This is a genomic window from Reyranella sp. (assembly GCF_004296935.1).
Taxonomy (GTDB): domain Bacteria; phylum Pseudomonadota; class Alphaproteobacteria; order Reyranellales; family Reyranellaceae; genus Reyranella.
Genome location: NZ_SCVH01000130.1, coordinates 1 through 17,513, shown reverse-complemented (window position 1 = coordinate 17,513; position 17,513 = coordinate 1). Strand labels below are relative to the sequence as shown.

Sequence of the window (17,513 nt, the reverse complement as noted above, 5' to 3'; positions counted from 1 at the left end):
GCTCTTCCGATCTAGTGCGACACTGTCGCCCGCCTGCACCGTGAGCCGGATGCCGTCGAGGGCAGCCAACCGCCGCGGCGGGCTCCGGCCGAAACGCGACCAGCCGCCGCGATCGATCTGGTAGACCTTCTCGACGTCGAGCAGGCGAAAGATCGGAGCGGCCTCTGTCATCCCGGATGCCAGCACGCGATCTCGCGGCCCTCCAGAGAACGAAGTGGCGGCATCTGGTCGGCGCACCGGGCCGTGGCGCGCGGGCAGCGCGACGCGAAGCGGCAGCCCGGCGGCATGGCTCCGAGGGCCGGAAGGCCGCCCTCCGGCGGCGTCAGTGTCTCGGTGTCGAGTTCGATCACGCAGGACTTGAGCGCGTTGGTGTAGGGGTGCAGTGAACGCCGCAGGACGCTCTCGGCAGGCCCGGCCTCGACCACCTGGCCGGCGTAGAGCACGACGATGCGGTCGCACACCTGCGAGGCGAGCGCGAGGTCGTGCAGGACGAAGATGCAACTCGCGTTGCGCGCGCGGACCTGCTCGAGGATGAGCTGCATGATCTGCGCCTGGATGGTGACGTCGAGCGCGCTGGTCGGTTCGTCGGCGAGCAGCAGTTCGGGATTGCAGGAGAGTGCGATGGCGATCATCACCCGCTGCTGCATACCGCCGGAGAGTTCGTGCGGGAAGGCGGCGAGTCGGGCCTCGGCGTCGTTGAGACCCGCACTCTCCAGCAGCTCGATCGCGCGCCGCCGGGCCGCCGCACGATCGAAGCCGAGCAGGCGGCGAAGCGGGCTCTCCAGCTGGCGACCGACAGTGAAGCAGGGGTTCAGCGCCGAGGCCGGATCCTGGAAGATCATGGCGATCCGCCGGCCGCGGAGTGTCGCCCACTCGGCCTCCGGCTCGGCGAGCAGGTTCTCATGCTCGGCGAATTGCATGCGCCCCTCGAGCGTGACCGCCGGCGGACGAAGCAGGCCCATCGCGGCCAACGCGATCGTGGATTTGCCGGCGCCGGATTCGCCGACCAGACCCAGCGTCTCGCCCCGACCGAGATCGAAGCTGACGTGATCGAGCACCGAATGCCCGTTACGGGCGAGGGAGATGTCGGCGAGGGACAGCAGGGTTTCGCGGTGACGCGAGAAAGGCAGGACGTTCTCCCCTCGCGGCTCGGTCCGTCGCGGCAGTGGATGCGTCATGTCCGCGTCCTACCGGTTGGTGCGCATTTTGGGGTCGAACTGCTCGCGGACGCCGTCGCCGACGATGCTGAGGGCGATCAGCAGGAGGGCCAGAGCCGCGCCGGGCACGCCGGAGATCCACGGCACGATACTGATGAAGGCGCGGCCTTCGGAGATCATCAGTCCCCAATCGGGCGCCGGCGGGACCACGCCGAGGCCAAGGAAGGACAGGGCCGAGGAGACGAGGATCGCTTCGGCGATCCGGATCGTCGCCTGGACGGCGAGGGGAAAGATCACGTTCGGCAGGATATGGCGCCAGATAATGCGCAGCCGGTCGACGCCCATCAGCCCGGCCGCCTCGACAAAGGCCTGGGCGCGGACCTGAAGGACGTCGGCCCGCACCGTGCGGGCGAATGGGCCGATCAGGGCGAAGCCGACGGCGTAGATGACCTTGTCGACACCCGGCCCAAGAATGGAGATGAAGGCGATCGCCATGATCAGCGACGGCAGTGCGAGGATCGCGTCGACGAACCGCATCAGGCCCCACTCGACCGCGCCCTGCGTCAAGCCGGCGGCGAGGCCGATCGCGAGCCCGCCCACGGCACCGATGACGACGGAGGAAAATCCGATCAGGAAAACGTAGCGGGTGCCGTAGATGACGCGCGACAGCAGATCCTGGCCAAATGAGTCGGTGCCGCACCAGTGGGCGGCGCTCGGTGGCGCCATGAGGGCGTTGGGATCCTGAAAGTCCGGCGCGTAAGGCGCCACCCAAGGCGCGAAGATCGCGGCGAACAGGAAAGTCAGGGAAACCACGGCAGCAATGACGAAGAAGGGCCGACCACGTAGCTGGTCGGCGAGGAGGCGCGGGAGCCGGAGCGCGCCCTGATCCGGCAACGAAAGATCGCGGACGGCCATGTCAGCGCGGCCTCAGGCGCGGATCGAGCACGGGATAGGAGAGATCGACCGCGAGGTTGGTGAAGATGACCAGGCAACCGGTCATCATCACGCCGGCCTGGACCACCATGTACTCTCGGTTCAGCACAGCATCGGTGATCATCCGGCCGACGCCGGGCAGCGAGAACACCGTCTCGGTCAGGACGGCGCCATGCAGCAGCGCGCCGAGCTGGAGCCCGACGATGGTGGCCAGCGGCATCAGTACGTTGCGCATCCCGTGGACCCAGGTGATGCGCCAGGCGGGCTCTCCCCGCGCCCGGGCGGCGGCGATATAGGGTTGTTCCAGCACTTCCACGAGATTGGCGCGGGTGATGCGCACGATCAGCGCCATGAAGGGCGTGCTGAGCGTGATGGCCGGCAGCACGAGATGATAGATGCCGCCCCAAAAATCGTCCCAGGGTGCGACGAAGCCCATGGTCGGAAACAGGCCGAAGGCGACGCCGAAGATCCAGATCAGGAGGATGCCGAGATAGAAGCTGGGGAAGGCCGATCCGGTCAGGGAAAAGGCCGCTGCGGCGGCGTCCCAGGTAGTGTCCTTCCTGACGGCCGAGAGCACACCCAGGGGAACGCCTATCAGGAGGGCGAGACCCAGCGCCGCCGCCGACAGGGTGAGGGTGACCGGAAGGGCCTCGACGAAGGCGTACTGGAAGATCGGCGTCCGGCTGACGAAGGACGTTCCCCAATCGCCGCGGACGAATCGCGCGAGCCAGTCGACATATTGTTCCGGCATCGGTCGGTCGAGGCCGAGCTGGACCATCAGCGACTGATGCGACTCCTTCGAATAGTCGTCGCCCAGCATCAACTCGACCGGATCGCCCGGCGCCAGCTTCAGCAGGCTGAAGCTGGCGACCGAAACGATCAGCAGGACGGCGGCGGTCTGCAGGATCTTCGCCAGCGCCCAGCGCAGCATCAGAAGCTCACGGTATGCAGATCCAGGCTGTCGGCTGGTGTGTACTTGAAGCCCTTGACCTTTTTGCTGAGGATCTTGAACTCCGGCATGTGCGTCAGGATCGCCATCGGCGCCTCGTCCATGAGGATGTCCTCGGCTTTGACGTAGAGATCGCGCCGGGTCTTGACGTCGAGGACGACCTGCGCCTGCTCGACCAGCTTGTCGAAATCGGTGTTCGACCAGCCCGAGAAGTTCCAGGCGTTGCCCGTATGCCATTCGGGAAAGATCGTCTCGTCGGGATCGAGGTCGGCCGACCAGGTCATGTCGAGCATGTGGAAGTCGCCGGCATTGCGGCGGCTGATCCAGGCCGCCCGCTCGACCAACTCGAGCTTGGCCTTGATGCCGATCTTGTCCAGCATCGGCACGATGGTCTGCGCCACGCGCGTGCCGTACTGGCCCTGCTCGGACGTCAGGATGACGGCCTCGATCGCGCCCTGTGTCTTCGCCTTGGCACGGAACGCCTTGGCCTTCTCCAGGTCGAAGAACTGGCCGCGGCCGCTCTTGGCGATGTTCTTGTCGAAGAAGCCCGTCATGGGTGGGGAAATCGGCGTGTAGGCCTGAATGCCGATGCCGAAGAACGCCTGCTTGATCAACGCCTCACGGTCGATCGCGAAGCCGACCGCGCGGCGCACGTTCACGTCGTCGAACGGCGCGCGGCGGCAGTTCATGGCCATCAGCGAGTAGTTGCCCTCGATCTCACCGTGAACCACCAGGCTCTGGTTCGCCTTGAGTTGGTTGATGAATTGCAGCGGGCTGTTGCTCATGCCGTCGACCCGGCCGGCCAGCATCGCCGCCACCGCGCTCGATGCCTCCTTCATGATGAGGAAGGTGGCCCGGTCGAGCTTGGGCAGGCCCGGCTCGAAATAGTCGGGGTTCTTCTCGAGCACGATCGAGTCGTTCTCCTTCCAGCTCACGAACTTGAACGGTCCGGTGCCCACCGGATTGCGGCCGAAGTCCTTGCCGTACTTCTCGATCGCCTTGCGCGGCACGATCGTGCCGGCGCGGCCCGTGCTGCCGGTCAGCGCCACCGGCAGGAAGGCATAGGGCTTCTTGAAGTTGAGCTTCACCGTCAGGGGGTCGATGACCTCGACGCTCTCGAGATAGTCGTACTTCCAGGCATGCGGCGACTTGGGCGTGCCGCGCCAGACGCGCTCGACGCTCCATTTCACCGCCTCGGCATCACAGACCTCGCCGTCATGGAACTTGACGCCCTTGCGCAGCTTGAACAGGTGGGTCTTGTCGTCGAGCAGCGTCCACGACTCCGCGAGGTCGGGGACGAACGATACCTTCTCGCCGTCGTACTCGACCTTCAGCAGGCCGTTGTAGATGTTGTTGTGGATCTTGATGGCGCCCAGGTAGCTGGTGAAATGCGGATCGAGCGTGTCGACGAAGTCGATCCAGGCGAGCTTGATGTGCCCGCCCTCGGCAGCACTCGCGACGGTGGGAAGGCCCGCCGCCGCGACGGCCGCCCCTGCGCCCTGGAGCAGGCGACGGCGACCGAAGCGCGCCGCCAGACTGTTGGCCAATATCTGCTTGTGATTGATCGCCATCTGGACACCCTTGTTCCGCGATGAAGTCGGCACAAGCTGTGCAGTTCTCGTGCCACGCGCCGAATCGAGGCGGTTGTTGCCCATCGACGATCGCCCGCAGACGCGATTGCGTTTACGAAGCGTGCACTCGGGGCGCGATTGCCTGACAATTGGTCAAGCGTCAGCTGCCGGTCGACTTCACCGATCCGTGTTCTGCGCCTTTTCTAGCGGACCGCCGCGTACAGCAGGACGAGGCCCGATATCAGCATCACCCCGTCCAGCAGGTACTGGAAGGTGGTGACGCTCAACCGCTCGACGATCAGGCGTGCCGTATAAGTGCCGGCCATGACCGACGATCCCGAGATCAGGCCCTTCACCATGATGTCGAATGGCAGGGCGCCGAGTTCGCGGAAGGTCACGGCCTTGCTGATGTAGAGGGCGAGCGAGCCCGCGGCCTCGGTGGCGATGAAGGCGCCCTTCACCAGCCCGTGGGCGGCAAAGGCGGGCACGCTGAGCGGACCGGTCGAGACCACGATGCCGGTCAGAAAGCCGATGACGGCGCCGGCGGCTGCCATCCCGCCATAGCCGAGGGTAATGTTGCGCGCGGCCAACCAGCGGCGGCCGGGGACCATTGCCAGGAAGAAGAGGCCGAGCGCCACGTCGACTGCCTGCTCGGGCAGGACCAGCAGAGTTCGCGCGCCCAGCGCCGCTGCCGGAACGCCACCCAGCGCATAGGCGCTACAGGCGCGCCAGTCGATCTCGCGCCACCAAGAGGTGATCTTGGCGAAGTTCGACATCAGAGCGACCACGGCCATGATCGGCACCGCCTCGCGCGGACCGAACACCAGCACCAGAACCGGCAGCAGGATGATGGTGGCGCCGGTGCCGACGATGCCGCTCACCGTGCCGGCGGCAAAGCCGACGACGAGCACGAGGGCGTAGATCAGGAGCGGATCAGTAGCCAATGTTAGGCCTGAGCCACTTCTCCGCCTGTTCGATGGAGCAGCCGCGACGCCTGGCGTAGTCCTCGAGCTGGTCGCGGCCGATGCGGGCGACGCCGAAGTACTGCGCTTCAGGATGGGCGAAGTAGTAACCCGACACCGCCGACGTCGGCATCATGGCGAAGCTCTCGGTCAGCGTGATGCCGGCGTTCTGGCCGGCATTCAGCAGGCGGAAGAGCTCAGGCTTCTGGCTGTGATCGGGGCAGGCGGGATACCCCGGCGCCGGACGGATGCCGCGGTACTTCTCGCGCGTCAGCTCCTCGTTGGTGAGCGCCTCGTCCGGCGCATAGCCCCACAGCGTCTTGCGCACGCGCTCGTGCAGCCGCTCGGCGAAGGCCTCGGCGAGGCGATCGGCCAGCGCCTTCAGCAGGATGTCGGAATAGTCGTCGTGATCGGCCTTGAAGCGGGCGAGATGCGCCTCGATGCCGTGGCCGGCCGTTACGGCGAAGCCGCCGATCCAGTCGGCCTCGGGCGAGATGAAGTCGGCCAGGCACATGTTGGCGCGGGGGCTGCGCTTCTCGATCTGCTGGCGCAGGAAGTAGAGGCGCGAGACCTCCTTGGTCCGTGTGTCGTCGCTGTAAAGCACGACATCGTCGCCGTCGCGGCGGCATGGCCAGAAGGTGACGACGCCCTTCGCCGTCAGCCACTTCTCGCGCACGATGTGGTCCAGCATCTTGCGCGCGTCGGAATAGAGCTTCTTGGCGCTGTCGCCGACCACGGGATCTTCCAGGATCGCCGGATAGTTGCCGGCCAATTCCCAGGCGCGGAAGAACGGCGTCCAGTCGATGCGCTCGATCAGTTCGTGCAGCGGATATTCGGCGAAGACGCGTGTACCGGTGATCGCCGGCTTGGGGGGCGCATAGGCCGACCAGTCGATCTTGAAATCATTGGCGCGGGCGGCTTCGAGCGGGATGACCTTTTCCTTGGCCCCGCCCGCGCGTTCGACGCGGATGGCCTCGTACTCGGCCGCGACCTTGACGGCGAAATCCTCTGCCTGCGAGCCCGACTCCGAGACCAGCGCCGAGCAGACGCCGACGGCACGCGAGGCGTCCAGTACATGCACGGTGGTGCCGTTGTAACGCGGCGCGATGCGGAGCGCGGTGTGGACCTTCGAGGTCGTGGCGCCGCCGATCAGCAGCGGCAGGTTGAAGCCCTGGCGGGTCATCTCCTCGGCCACCGTCACCATCTCGTCGAGCGAGGGCGTGATCAGGCCCGAAAGGCCGATGATGTCGGCCTTGTTGTCGTTGGCCGTCTTCAGGATGTCCTGGAAAGGCACCATGACGCCGAGATCGATGACCTCGAAGTTGTTGCACTGAAGCACAACGCCCACGATGTTCTTGCCGATGTCGTGGACGTCGCCCTTCACGGTCGCCATGACGATCTTGCCCTTGGGCCGGGAGCCCGCGGTCTTCTGGGCCTCGATGTAGGGCAGCAGGTGGGCGACGGCCTTCTTCATCACGCGCGCGCTCTTCACTACCTGGGGCAGGAACATCTTGCCCGAGCCGAAGAGATCACCGACCACGTTCATGCCGGCCATCAGCGGGCCTTCAATGACTTCGATCGGCCGCGCGATCGCCTGGCGCGCTTCCTCGGTGTCGGCGACGACGAACTGGTCGAGGCCCTTGACCAGCGCGTGCTCCAGCCGCTTCTCGACCGGCCAACTCCGCCATTCGGCATCCTGGGTCTCGGCGGCCTCGCCGGTGCCCTTGTACTTGGGCGCGAGTTCCAGCAGCCGGTCGGTCGAATCGGGGCGTCGATTGAGGATCACGTCCTCGCAGGCGTCGCGCAGCTCCTGCGGAATCTGGTCGTAGACCTCGAGCTGGCCGGCATTGACGATGCCCATGTCCATGCCCGCCTGGATGGCGTGGTAGAGGAACACCGAGTGCATGGCCTTGCGCACCGGCTCGTTGCCGCGGAAGGCAAACGAGAGGTTGGAGACGCCGCCCGAGATTTTCACGTGCGGGCAGCGCTGCTTGATCTCGCGTGTCGCCTCGATGAAGTCGACGCCGTAGTTGTTGTGCTCCTCGATGCCGGTTGCCACCGCGAAGATGTTGGGATCGAAGATGATGTCCTCGGCCGGGAAGCCCACCTGGTTCACCAGGATGTCGTAGGCGCGGGCGCAGATCTCGACCTTGCGCTCCTTGGTATCGGCCTGGCCCTTCTCGTCGAACGCCATGACCACGACCGCGGCACCGTAGCGGCGAACCTTGCGGGCATGGGCGATGAAGGGCTCGACGCCCTCCTTCATGGAGATCGAGTTCACGATCGGCTTGCCGGCGACGCACTTCAGGCCGGCCTCGATCACGCTCCACTTGGAGCTGTCGATCATGATCGGCACCTTGGCGATGTCGGGCTCGACGGCGATCAGCTTCAGGAACGTGTCCATCGCCAGCTCGGCGTCGAGCAGGCCCTCGTCCATGTTGACGTCGATGATCTGGGCGCCGCTGTCGACCTGCTGGCGCGCCACTTCGACCGCGGCGGTATAGTCGCCCTCCAGGATCAGCTTCTTGAACCGGGCCGAACCGGTGACGTTGGTGCGCTCGCCGATGTTGATGAAGGTCGCGCGCGGTCCGCTCGTCTGCTCTGTCACTTGATCGTCAGCCATCAGAAAAAACTCGCCGCTTCCATGCCACTGAGACGCAGCGCCGGCGGCAGCGCATGCCACTGCCGGGGCTTTACGCCCTTCACCGCGTCGGCGATCGCCTTGATATGGGCCGGCGTGGTGCCGCAGCAGCCGCCGACCACGTTCAGCCAGCCGTTCTCGGCCCAGCCCTTGACCAGCTTGGCGGTCATGGCGGGCGGCTCGTCGTAGGCGCCGAGCTCGTTGGGCAGGCCGGCGTTGGGATAGACGCAGAGCAGGCCCTCGACCTGCGGGTTGAGCGCATTCACGTAGGGATGCAATTCGGTGGCGCCGAAGCTGCAGTTCAGCCCCATGGTGAGCGGCTTGGCGTGCCGCACCGAGTGCCAGAACGCCTCGACCGTCTGGCCCGAGAGGTTGCGGCCGGCGAGATCGGTGAGGGTCATGGAGACCATCACCGGCAGTTCCTCGCCGCGCGCCTCGGCCGCTTCGTCGGCGGCCACGAGTGCGGCCTTGGCGTTCAACGTGTCGAACACCGTCTCGATCAGGATGAAGTCGACACCGCCGTCGAGCAGTCCCTCGATCTGCTCGCGGTAGATGCCCTTCATCTCATCGAAGCTGACGGCACGGAAGCCGGGATCGTTGACGTTGGGCGAGACCGACAGGGTCTTGTTGGTCGGGCCGAGCGCGCCCACGACGAAGCGCGGCTTGGCCGGATCGCGCGCCGTGGCGGCGTCAGCGCAGGCGCGTGTGAGCCTGGCCGCGGCCATGTTGATCTCGCGCGCCATGCCGGCGATGCCGTAGTCGGCAAGGCTGATCGCATTGGAATTGAAGGTGTTGGTGGCCAGGATGTCGGCGCCGGCATCGAGATAGGCGTTGCAGATCTCGCCCACGATATCGGGCCGCGTCAGGTTGAGAAGGTCGTTGTTGCCCTTCTGGTCGTGGTTGAAGGTGCGGCCGGCGCGGAAGCCTTCCTCGTCGAGCCTGTAACTCTGGATCATGGAGCCGTAGGGCCCGTCCTTGACCAGGATGCGCTCAGCGCCGATCTCGCGCAGCAGGTCGGCCTTCTCGGCGCGGGTCATTTCGGGGCTCCGTTGCGCGGTGGGCGAACGCCCAGCAGGTGGCAGATCGCGAAGGTGAGGTCGGCCCGGTTCAGCGTGTAGAAATGGAACTGGTCGACGCCGTCGCCACGCAGTCGGCGGCAGAGGTCGCCCGCTACCGTCGCCGCGACCATGCGGCGCGTCTCGACGTCGTCCTCGAGGCCGTCGAACAGCTCGGCGAGCCAGGCCGGCACCTTTGAACCGCAGAGGCCTGCCATCCTGGCAATGCCCTGGAAGTTCGATACCGGCATGATGCCAGGCACGATCGGCACATGGATGCCGGCCGCGGCCGCTCGGTCGCGGAAGCGCAGAAAGTCGTCGGCATCGAAGAAGAACTGGGTAATGCAGCGGTCGGCGCCGGCATCGACCTTGCGCTTCAGGTTTTCGAGGTCGGCCGTGGCGTCGGGCGAATCCGGATGCTTCTCGGGATAGCCCGCGACGCTGATCTGGAAATTGCCGATCTTCTTCAGGCCAGCGACCAGCGCGGCGGCATTCTCGTAGCCGCCGGGATGGACGCTGTACTTGCCGCCCATGCCGCCCGGCGGATCGCCGCGCAGCGCCACGATGTGGCGGATACCGGCGTCCCAATAGGCGCGTGCGACGTCGTCGATCTCGCCTTGTGTCGCGGCGACGCAGGTGAGGTGGGCGGCGGCATCGATGCCGGTCTCGGACTTGAGCCGTGCGACGGTCTCGTGGGTGCGCTGACGCGTCGAGCCGCCGGCGCCGTAGGTCACGGAAAAGAACGTCGGCTGAAGCGGCGTGAGCCGGGTCACCGTTTCCCACAAGGTGCGCTCGGCCGCTTCGGTCTTGGGAGGAGAGAATTCGAACGAGACCTTGAGCCGCTGCGGCGCGCGCGCGGGAAACTCGGAAGTGCCGGCGCTGGTGCTGAGAGGGCCGGTATCGGGACTCATCGGGAAACTCCGTGCGAAAGAGCGGTGGTGCGGACGGGGCGCTGGGCGATCTCGCGCTCGCCGCGCCAGATGCCGGTCATCAGGCGGCGGCCGGGAAAGTGGATGGGCTCCAGCGCATTGAGCCCGGCGCTCTTCAGCCAGCCCTGGACCTGATTGTCGGCGAAGCCGAGATGAACATGGGCATGCTCGCGCTTCAGCTCGACCATGTCGTGCGGCGAGAAGTCGACCACCAGGACGGTGCCGCCCGGGCGCACGACGCGGGCCGCCTCGGCGAGCGCCGCCGCCGGATCGTCGGCGTAGTGCAGGACGTGATGGATGGTGACGACATCGAAGCCGTCGGCCTCGAACGGCAACGCATACATGTCGCCCTGGCGGATCTCGACATTGTCGAGGCCGGCGCGGGCGAGGTTGGCGCGGGCCAGCGCCAGCATCTCGCGGCTCTGGTCGATTCCAACGGCCCGCTCGACCTTCGGGGCGAGCACTTCCAGGAGCCGGCCGGTGCCGGTGCCGATGTCGAGCAGCCGGCGCGCGCCCACCGGCAGGTGATGGGCGAGCGCGCGCTCGATCTCGCGATCGGCAACGTGCAGTGCCCTGAGTTCGTCCCAGCGCTGGGCATTGTCGCGGAAGAAGCGCACGGCGGCGTTCTGGCGGCGCTGCTGCAGGGCGTCGAGCCGGGCGCGGTCGGCGGCGATGCGGGGATGCTTGGGATCGAGCCGGCGCACGAACTCGCGCACCAGGGCGGCGTCGTCGCCAGCGGTGACCAGACGAAAGCGCGTGAACTGGCCCTCGCGGAAGCGCTCCAGGAGGCCGGCCTCGACCACGAGCTTGAGGTGGCGCGACACCCTCGGCTGGCTCTGGCCCAGCACATGGACGTAGTCGCTGACCGTCAGGTCCTCGCGCGCCGCCAGCGCCAGGATGCGCAACCGGGTGTCCTCGGCCGCCGCCCTGAGGAGGGTGAGAAGATGATCCATGGATCCGTGGATATAAGCATATCTTTATGTTTGCAAGCTCTTAATTGTAACAGGATCTGTGGCTGCCGAACCACAGGAGCCGCGCCCTTTGGGCTATTCACTTCAAACTGCAGCGCTCGTGTGCAAGACTGCTCTTCGAATAGCGGCGGCCCAACGCCGCTTCGTGCTTTTGGGCCCAGCGTATCCGGGCCGGCGGGATGGACTAGGGTTGTGTTGATGGTCGAGAGTCTGCCTGGAATGATGAAGCGGAAGGCGCGCCGTTCGCTCGCCGCGATGGTAATTGCCACCACCCTGATGGGCGGCTGTGCGACAGGCGATACCGGTGCCGCCGAAGTCTGGGACCCGATCGAAACGCCCAACCGGTTCCTGTTCTCGATCAATCGTGTCGTCGACATCATCGCGCTCCGGCCCGTCGCCGTGATCTATCGCGATTGGGTGCCTGAGCCTGCCCAGAAGAGCGTGCGCAACCTCCTCGACAATCTCGGCGAGCCGGTGACGGCGATCAACGAAGTGGTCCAGGGCGATCCGAGCCGCGCCGCCACGACCATGGCGCGCTTCCTCGTGAATTCGACCATCGGTGTCGCCGGACTGTTCGACGTCGCCACCATGCTTGGCCTCGAGCGGACCAAGGAGGACGCCGGCAAGACCATCGGCCTCTATGCCGGGGTCGAGCCGGAGAACGGCGGGTTCTACCTCATGCTGCCGGTCATCGGACCGTCCAATGCCCGTGACGGCACCGGCCTGATGATGGACTACCTGGTGGATCCGTTCCGAATCCTGACCTTCAACCTGGCCATCGACTGGACCGCCTACCAGGCGGCGCGCTACGGCATGAACGTGGTCGACTACCGCTCGCGCACCATCTTCGCGCTCGACGATCTCGAGAAGAACAGCGTCGATTATTATGCCGCGCTGCGTAGCGCCTACACGCAGAACCGCGCCGACCTGATCCGTCAGAAGCGGGAAAAGACCGATACCAAGGGCGAGTTGGAACGCCGCGACAATCTCGCTCTGGTACGCTAGAACGCCACCGTCCGAAGTCCTCTCAGGGAGCGACCAGTGCCGCTGCTCGCCTTTCGTCGTGTCGCCATGCGCCTTGCCGGCGCTGCCGCCGTCCTCTTCTTCGTCCTGCCGGCATCGGCCGCTGATCCCAGCAAATTGATCGATACAGTGGCCGCCGAGGTCATCGACATCGTGAAGACCAAGACCGGCGCCGATCGTCAGGCCGCCGTCCGGAAGGTCATGCAGGCGAACTTCGACTTGCCCTACATGACCCGGTCGGCACTCGGGAAGTACTGGAATCAGGCGACCGAGGAGCAACGCGCCCGCTTCCTGACGGCCCTGGAGACGGCGGAGGCCCGCGCCTACAGCGAGCGGTTCGGCCAGTATGAGGGCCAGACCCTCAGCCTCGGCAAGGTGACCGCCCGCCCCAACGGCATCACCGTCGTCGACAGCAAGCTGAACCAGGCCACCGGCCAGCCGATCAAGCTCGAGTGGGAAGTGCGCGACAACGGCCAGGGGCCGCGGATCACCGACGTAAAGGTCGAGGGCGTCAGCCTGATCATGACTAGACGTTCGGATTTCAGTTCCTATATCCAGAACAATGGCGGTTCCGTCGAGCCGCTGATCCAGGAACTGGAAGCCCGCGCCAAACGCTGACCAAGCCTCGTTGACCATCGCACCCCCCTGAATTGCACGGGCGGCGCGTCCGACGTAGACTTTCAGCCGGGAGGCGTATCGATCGGTTCGGGGGATCCTGCGGCGCAGGACGATGGACCGGAGGAGAGCGCCATGGATAGCGTACAGTTCAAGAACCCGACCGAGCCCAGATCTGCTGATTTGAGGGCGGTCGACCCCGTCTGGGCCAGGATCCGTGAGGCCGCCCAGGCAGCCGCCGCGGCCGAGCCGGTACTGGCGGGGCTGTTGCACGCCACCATTCTCAGCCAGCCCAAGTTCGAGAGCGCGCTCAGCTATCACCTGGCGCGCCTTGCCGGCACGACCGAGGTGCCGGCCGCCCTGATCCGCCAGACTTTCGACGAGGCCTTCGCCGCCGAGCCCGCCATCGGGCTCGCCGCGCGCGCCGATATCGTGGCGGTGGCCGACCGCGATCCCGCCTGCACCAGCCATCTCGATCCGCTGTTGTGGTTCAAGGGCTATCACGCGCTGCAGACCTATCGCGCCGCCCACTGGCTGTGGCTGCAGGGCCGCCAGTCGCTCGCCCACTTCCTGCAGAGCCGCGCCAGTGCGCTGTTCGGCCTCGACATCCATCCCGGCGCCGTGATCGGCAAGGGCATCTTCATCGACCATGGCACCGGCGTGGTGATCGGCGAGACCGCCGTCGTCGAAGACGGCGTCTCGATGCTGCACGGCGTGACCTTGGGCGGCACCGGCAAGGAGCGTGGCGACCGTCATCCCAAGGTGCGGCGCGGCGTGCTGCTGGGGGCCGGCGCCAAGGTGCTGGGCAACATCGAGATCGGCGCCTGCGCCAAGATCGCGGCCGGCAGCGTGGTGCTGGAACCGGTCCCGGCCGGCTGCACCGCGGCCGGCGTGCCGGCCCGTATCATCGGCTGCGTCGACGTGCCGGAACCGGCACTGGAGATGGACCAGCGGATCTAGATGACCGTGGAGCACAAGTTCCGCGGCCTCGCGCTTCACACCTGGACGGTCGATACGACGCCACTCGAACAGGCGTTGGCGGCGGCCAAGGCGGGCGGCTTCGACGCGGTCGAGCTGCGCCGCGTCGACTTCGTGCGCCATCCGAACGCCCTCGATCTCGTGAAGAAGAGCGGCCTGCCGGTCGCCTGCGTCGGCGTCGAGCCCGGCTGGATCTTTTCCTCGAAGGGCGAGGAGCAGGAGCGACTGTTCGGCGTGTTCCGCGAGAGCTGCCAGGCTGCCGTCGCACTCGATTGCCCGACGCTGATGAGCGCCATCGGTCCCGGCACCGCGAGCCTCGACGAGGTGGTCGCCAACATTCGCCGCGCCGGTGTCATCGCTGCCGAATTCAAGCTGCGGTTGGCGGTCGAGTACCAGTTCCAGCATCCGGTCGTGAAGAGCATCGACATCCTGCGCGATCTCGTTGGCAAAGCTGGCGAGAAGAGCGTCGGCCTGCTGCTCGACGCCTACCACTTGCAGCGCGGCGGCCGGCCCGGCGCGGGCTTCTCCGATGTGCCCGGGGCGGAGATCTTCTACGTGCAGTACAGCGACGTGCCGGACGCGCCGCCCAACGGGCCGCCGCCGGTCGACCGGCTGCCGCCCGGCAAGGGCGTCGTGCGCTGGACCGAACTCTTCCGGCTACTCGCCGCCAAGAACTACCGCGGCTACATCAGCTACGAAGCGCCCAATCCCGCCCACTGGGAACGCAGCGCCGCCGACGTCGCGGGCGAGGGCGCGCAAGCCACCCGACGCGCCCTTATGGAAGCTTTTGGTCGCTAGCCGCTGCGGATGCGCCGTCTACGCACGTCCGTCCTGATCGTCGGCGGCGGGCCGGTCGGCTCGGTCCTGGCGCTCGACCTCGCGGGACGCGGCATCGACGTGATCGTGGCCGAGCAGAACCCGCCGGGCACCCGGCCGGGCGTCAAATGCAACCACGTCGCGGCGCGGACGATGGAGATCTTCCGCCGCCTCGGCATCGTCGAGGTCGTGCGCAACACCGGCCTGCCGGCCGATCACGCCAACGACGTCGCCTTCCGCACGACTGCCGTGGGCACGGAGTTCGCGCGCATCCACATTCCCTGCCGGCGCGACCGTTACACCGACAAGAGCGGCCCGGACGGCTGGTGGCCGACGCCCGAGCCGCCGCACCGCATCAACCAGATCTATCTCGACCCCCTGCTGGCCGCCGAAGCGGCGGCGCATCCCAGGGTACGGTTCGTGAACCTGATGCGCGTGCTGGGTTTTGCGCAGGACGAGGCCGGCGTCACCGTCGAGGCCGAGGACCTCGCGAACGGCAGCAAGATAGCGATCGACTGCGCCTATCTGGTGGGCTGCGACGGCCCCACATCGGAGGTCCGGCGCCAGATCGGCGCGCGGCTCAGCGGCGACGCCATGATCGGCCGCACCCAGTCGAGCTACATCCGCGCCCCCGGCCTCGCGGCGCGCATGCGGGCAGTCCCCGCCTGGTCGACGCAGGTCATGAACCCGCGCCGCAGCGCCAACATGTTCGCCGTCGACGGCCGCGAGACCTGGCTGGTCCACAACTACCTGCGCGCCGACGAAGCCGACTTCGAGGCGATCGACGCCGATGGCTGCCTGCGCGACATTCTGGGTGTCGAGCCGTCCTTCGACGTCGAACTCATCAGCCGCGAGAACTGGATCGGGCGCCGCCTGCTGGCCGACCGTTTCCGCGACCGCCGCGTCTTCATCTGCGGCGATGCCGCCCACATCTGGGCGCCCTTCGCCGGCTACGGCATGAACGCCGGCATTGCCGATGCGACCAACCTTGCCTGGATGCTGGCGGGTGTGCTCGACGGCTGGGCCGATCCGGCGATCCTGGCGGCGCACGAGGCCGAGCGCTGGCCGATCACCGAGCAGGTTTCCAAATACGCCATGGGCACTGCGCTGGCGCTCGCCCGCGCCCGCGCCGAAGTGCCGGCTGACATCGAGGCGGCCGGTCCCGGAGGCGATGCCCGTCGCGCCGAGCTCGGCCAGCGGCTGCTGGAAATGCACACGCCGCAGTTCTGCTGCGGTGGTCTCAATTTCGGTTCGTTCTACGACCGCTCGCCGATCGTCGCCTATGACGGCGAAGAGGCGCCCGCCTATACGATGGACAGTTTTACGCCCTCGACCGTGCCGGGCTGCCGCACGCCGCATGTCTGGCTGGAGGAGGGACGATCGCTTTACGACGCGATGGGCGCGGGCTTCACGCTGCTGCGCTTCGATCGTGCAGTCGAGGTGACGGCGCTCGTCGAAGCGGCGGCCCAGCGCGGCGTGCCGCTGTCGGTGCTCGATCTCGCCCCGCAAGCGCCCTATCGCGAGGCGCTGGTACTCTCCCGTCCGGACCAGCATGTCGCCTGGCGAGGCGACGTATTGCCGGGCGATCCTTTGCAGCTGATCGATCGGATTCGCGGCGCGCAGTAGACGAACAGCGCCGGGCAGTCGATCATCGTCCCCAAGACAGAAAGGCGGAGGAACGCGATGAGTGAGGTGCGTATTCTGGCGACCGGTTTCGGCTTTCCCGAGGGCCCGGTGGTGATGCCCGACGGATCGGTGATCCTGACGGAGATCCGCAACAACCGCTGCTCGCGCGTGACGCCTGACGGCAAGGTCTCGCTGTTCTCGGCGACCGGCGGCGGACCCAACGGTCTCGCGGTCGGACCCGACGGCGCGCTCTATCTCTGCAACAACGGCGGCAGTCGCTACGTCGAGGGCAACTCGATGGGCGTGGCGCCGCATCCCGACTACAAGCACGGCTTCGTCCAGCGCCTCGACCGCGCGACCGGCAAGATGACCGAGCTCTACATCGAGTGCGACGGCCACAAGCTGTCGGCGCCCAACGACCTGGTGTTCGACAAGGCGGGCGGCTTCTACTTCACCGATCTCGGCAAGCGTTACGCCCGCCAGCGCGACCATGGCGGCATCTACTACGCCAAGCCCGACGGCTCGATGATCAAGTGCCTCGTCCATCCGTTCCTCAGCCCCAACGGCTGCGGCCTGTCGCCCGACGGCAGGACCCTCTACGTCGCCGACACCGAAAGCGCGCGGCTGTGGGCTTTCGACATCGAAGGCCCGGGGGTGTTGCGCAAACCGACTGGCAATGCCCATCACAGCGGCCGCGTCGTCGGCGCCGTCGGCAGCAACGCGCGCTTCGACAGCCTGGCGGTGCTGGCAAACGGCAACATCGCGGTGGCCACGCTCAACACCGGCATGATCACCGAGTTCTCGCCGGCCGGCGACATCGTGCGCGAAGTGAAGATGCCGGACATCTATCCGACCAATATCTGCTTCGGCGGTCCCGACATGCGCACGGCCTACATCACCTTGTCGGACAAGGGGCAGCTTGCGGCCGTGACATGGCCGACGCCGGGTCTAAAACTCAATTTCAATTGAAGCGGCGCATCGGCCGCAGACGAACAAGGAGAAATCGATGACCGAGATCCAGATCGCGCCCAATCTTCCCAAGTGGATGAAGGACCATGTCGACCGCTATCTCACGAGCGGCGGTACCGACGGCCACATGTACAAGATCACCCTGCCCAACATGCCGGAGCTCACTGTTCCGTCGCTGCTGCTGATCACCAAGGGCCGCAAGTCGGGGCAGAAGTTCCTGTTCCCGCTGTTCTACGGGCGTAGCGACGACAAGGGGGCCGGCAAGGGCTATTTCGTGATCGCCTCCAAGGGCGGCGCACCGGAGCATCCCGGCTGGTA

Annotated in this window: 16 protein-coding genes; 7 read left to right on the top strand and 9 right to left on the bottom strand. The window is 66.6% G+C overall.

From position 1 onward, the window contains the following. Nucleotides 1-167 precede the first annotated feature (167 nt). From EPO55_RS18290 to EPO55_RS18255, 9 genes are all read right to left on the bottom strand, one after another. Nucleotides 168-1,178, bottom strand: coding sequence for an ABC transporter ATP-binding protein (locus EPO55_RS18290; protein WP_296338515.1), 1,011 nt, complete (start codon nucleotides 1,176-1,178; stop codon nucleotides 168-170). A 9-nt stretch (nucleotides 1,179-1,187) separates the two neighbouring features. After that, nucleotides 1,188-2,072: an ABC transporter permease gene (locus EPO55_RS18285; protein ID WP_296338514.1), complete on the bottom strand. Its 885-nt coding sequence runs from the start codon at nucleotides 2,070-2,072 to the stop codon at nucleotides 1,188-1,190. A gap of 1 nt (nucleotide 2,073) precedes the next feature. Beyond that, nucleotides 2,074-3,021 (bottom strand): ABC transporter permease, encoded by a 948-nt coding sequence (locus tag EPO55_RS18280; protein WP_296338513.1) that lies wholly within the window; start codon nucleotides 3,019-3,021, stop codon nucleotides 2,074-2,076. Beyond that, nucleotides 3,021-4,610, bottom strand: a complete 1,590-nt coding sequence (locus EPO55_RS18275; RefSeq protein WP_296338511.1) for an ABC transporter substrate-binding protein — start codon at nucleotides 4,608-4,610, stop codon at nucleotides 3,021-3,023. The genes EPO55_RS18280 and EPO55_RS18275 overlap by 1 nt, the downstream gene beginning before the upstream one ends. Before the next feature lie 203 nt (nucleotides 4,611-4,813). Then, nucleotides 4,814-5,536 carry a sulfite exporter TauE/SafE family protein gene (locus EPO55_RS18270; protein ID WP_296338516.1) on the bottom strand — a complete coding sequence of 241 codons (723 nt, stop codon included), beginning with the start codon at nucleotides 5,534-5,536 and terminating at the stop codon, nucleotides 4,814-4,816. 7 nt (nucleotides 5,537-5,543) lie between these two features. Beyond that, nucleotides 5,544-8,195, bottom strand: coding sequence for a methionine synthase (gene metH, locus EPO55_RS18265; protein WP_363719345.1), 2,652 nt, complete (start codon nucleotides 8,193-8,195; stop codon nucleotides 5,544-5,546). Beyond that, nucleotides 8,195-9,250 carry a homocysteine S-methyltransferase family protein gene (locus tag EPO55_RS26160; RefSeq protein WP_363719343.1) on the bottom strand — a complete coding sequence of 352 codons (1,056 nt, stop codon included), beginning with the start codon at nucleotides 9,248-9,250 and terminating at the stop codon, nucleotides 8,195-8,197. The genes metH and EPO55_RS26160 overlap by 1 nt, the downstream gene beginning before the upstream one ends. Then, nucleotides 9,247-10,179: a methylenetetrahydrofolate reductase [NAD(P)H] gene (metF, locus tag EPO55_RS18260; protein ID WP_296338510.1), complete on the bottom strand. Its 933-nt coding sequence runs from the start codon at nucleotides 10,177-10,179 to the stop codon at nucleotides 9,247-9,249. The genes EPO55_RS26160 and metF overlap by 4 nt, the downstream gene beginning before the upstream one ends. Further along, entirely contained in the window at nucleotides 10,176-11,150 is a 975-nt protein-coding gene (locus EPO55_RS18255; RefSeq protein WP_296338509.1) for a methyltransferase domain-containing protein, read from the bottom strand. Before EPO55_RS18255 ends, metF begins: the two co-directional genes overlap by 4 nt. 237 nt (nucleotides 11,151-11,387) lie before the next feature. On the opposite strand from EPO55_RS18255, the gene EPO55_RS18250 reads away from it, so the two are divergent. From EPO55_RS18250 to EPO55_RS18220, 7 genes are all read left to right on the top strand, one after another. Beyond that, nucleotides 11,388-12,173 (top strand): VacJ family lipoprotein, encoded by a 786-nt coding sequence (locus EPO55_RS18250; protein ID WP_296338508.1) that lies wholly within the window; start codon nucleotides 11,388-11,390, stop codon nucleotides 12,171-12,173. Nucleotides 12,174-12,209: 36 nt separating this feature from the next. After that, a complete protein-coding gene (locus EPO55_RS18245) occupies nucleotides 12,210-12,809 on the top strand; it encodes an ABC transporter substrate-binding protein (RefSeq protein ID WP_296338507.1) in 600 nt (199 codons plus the stop codon). Between the two features lie 132 nt (nucleotides 12,810-12,941). After that, the gene (gene cysE / locus EPO55_RS18240; RefSeq protein ID WP_296338506.1) at nucleotides 12,942-13,766 is read left to right on the top strand and encodes a serine O-acetyltransferase; all 825 of its coding nucleotides are present in this window, start codon (nucleotides 12,942-12,944) and stop codon (nucleotides 13,764-13,766) included. Next, a complete protein-coding gene (locus EPO55_RS18235) occupies nucleotides 13,767-14,582 on the top strand; it encodes a sugar phosphate isomerase/epimerase (protein WP_296338505.1) in 816 nt (271 codons plus the stop codon). A gap of 9 nt (nucleotides 14,583-14,591) precedes the next feature. Further along, complete coding sequence (locus EPO55_RS18230; protein ID WP_296338503.1) at nucleotides 14,592-16,226, top strand: FAD-dependent oxidoreductase; 1,635 nt, start codon at nucleotides 14,592-14,594, stop codon at nucleotides 16,224-16,226. 57 nt (nucleotides 16,227-16,283) lie between these two features. Next, nucleotides 16,284-17,195: an SMP-30/gluconolactonase/LRE family protein gene (locus EPO55_RS18225; RefSeq protein WP_296338502.1), complete on the top strand. Its 912-nt coding sequence runs from the start codon at nucleotides 16,284-16,286 to the stop codon at nucleotides 17,193-17,195. A gap of 37 nt (nucleotides 17,196-17,232) precedes the next feature. Continuing rightward, nucleotides 17,233-17,513, top strand: a 281-nt coding sequence (locus tag EPO55_RS18220; RefSeq protein WP_296338501.1) for a nitroreductase/quinone reductase family protein, incomplete at its 3' end; no start/stop codon positions are given.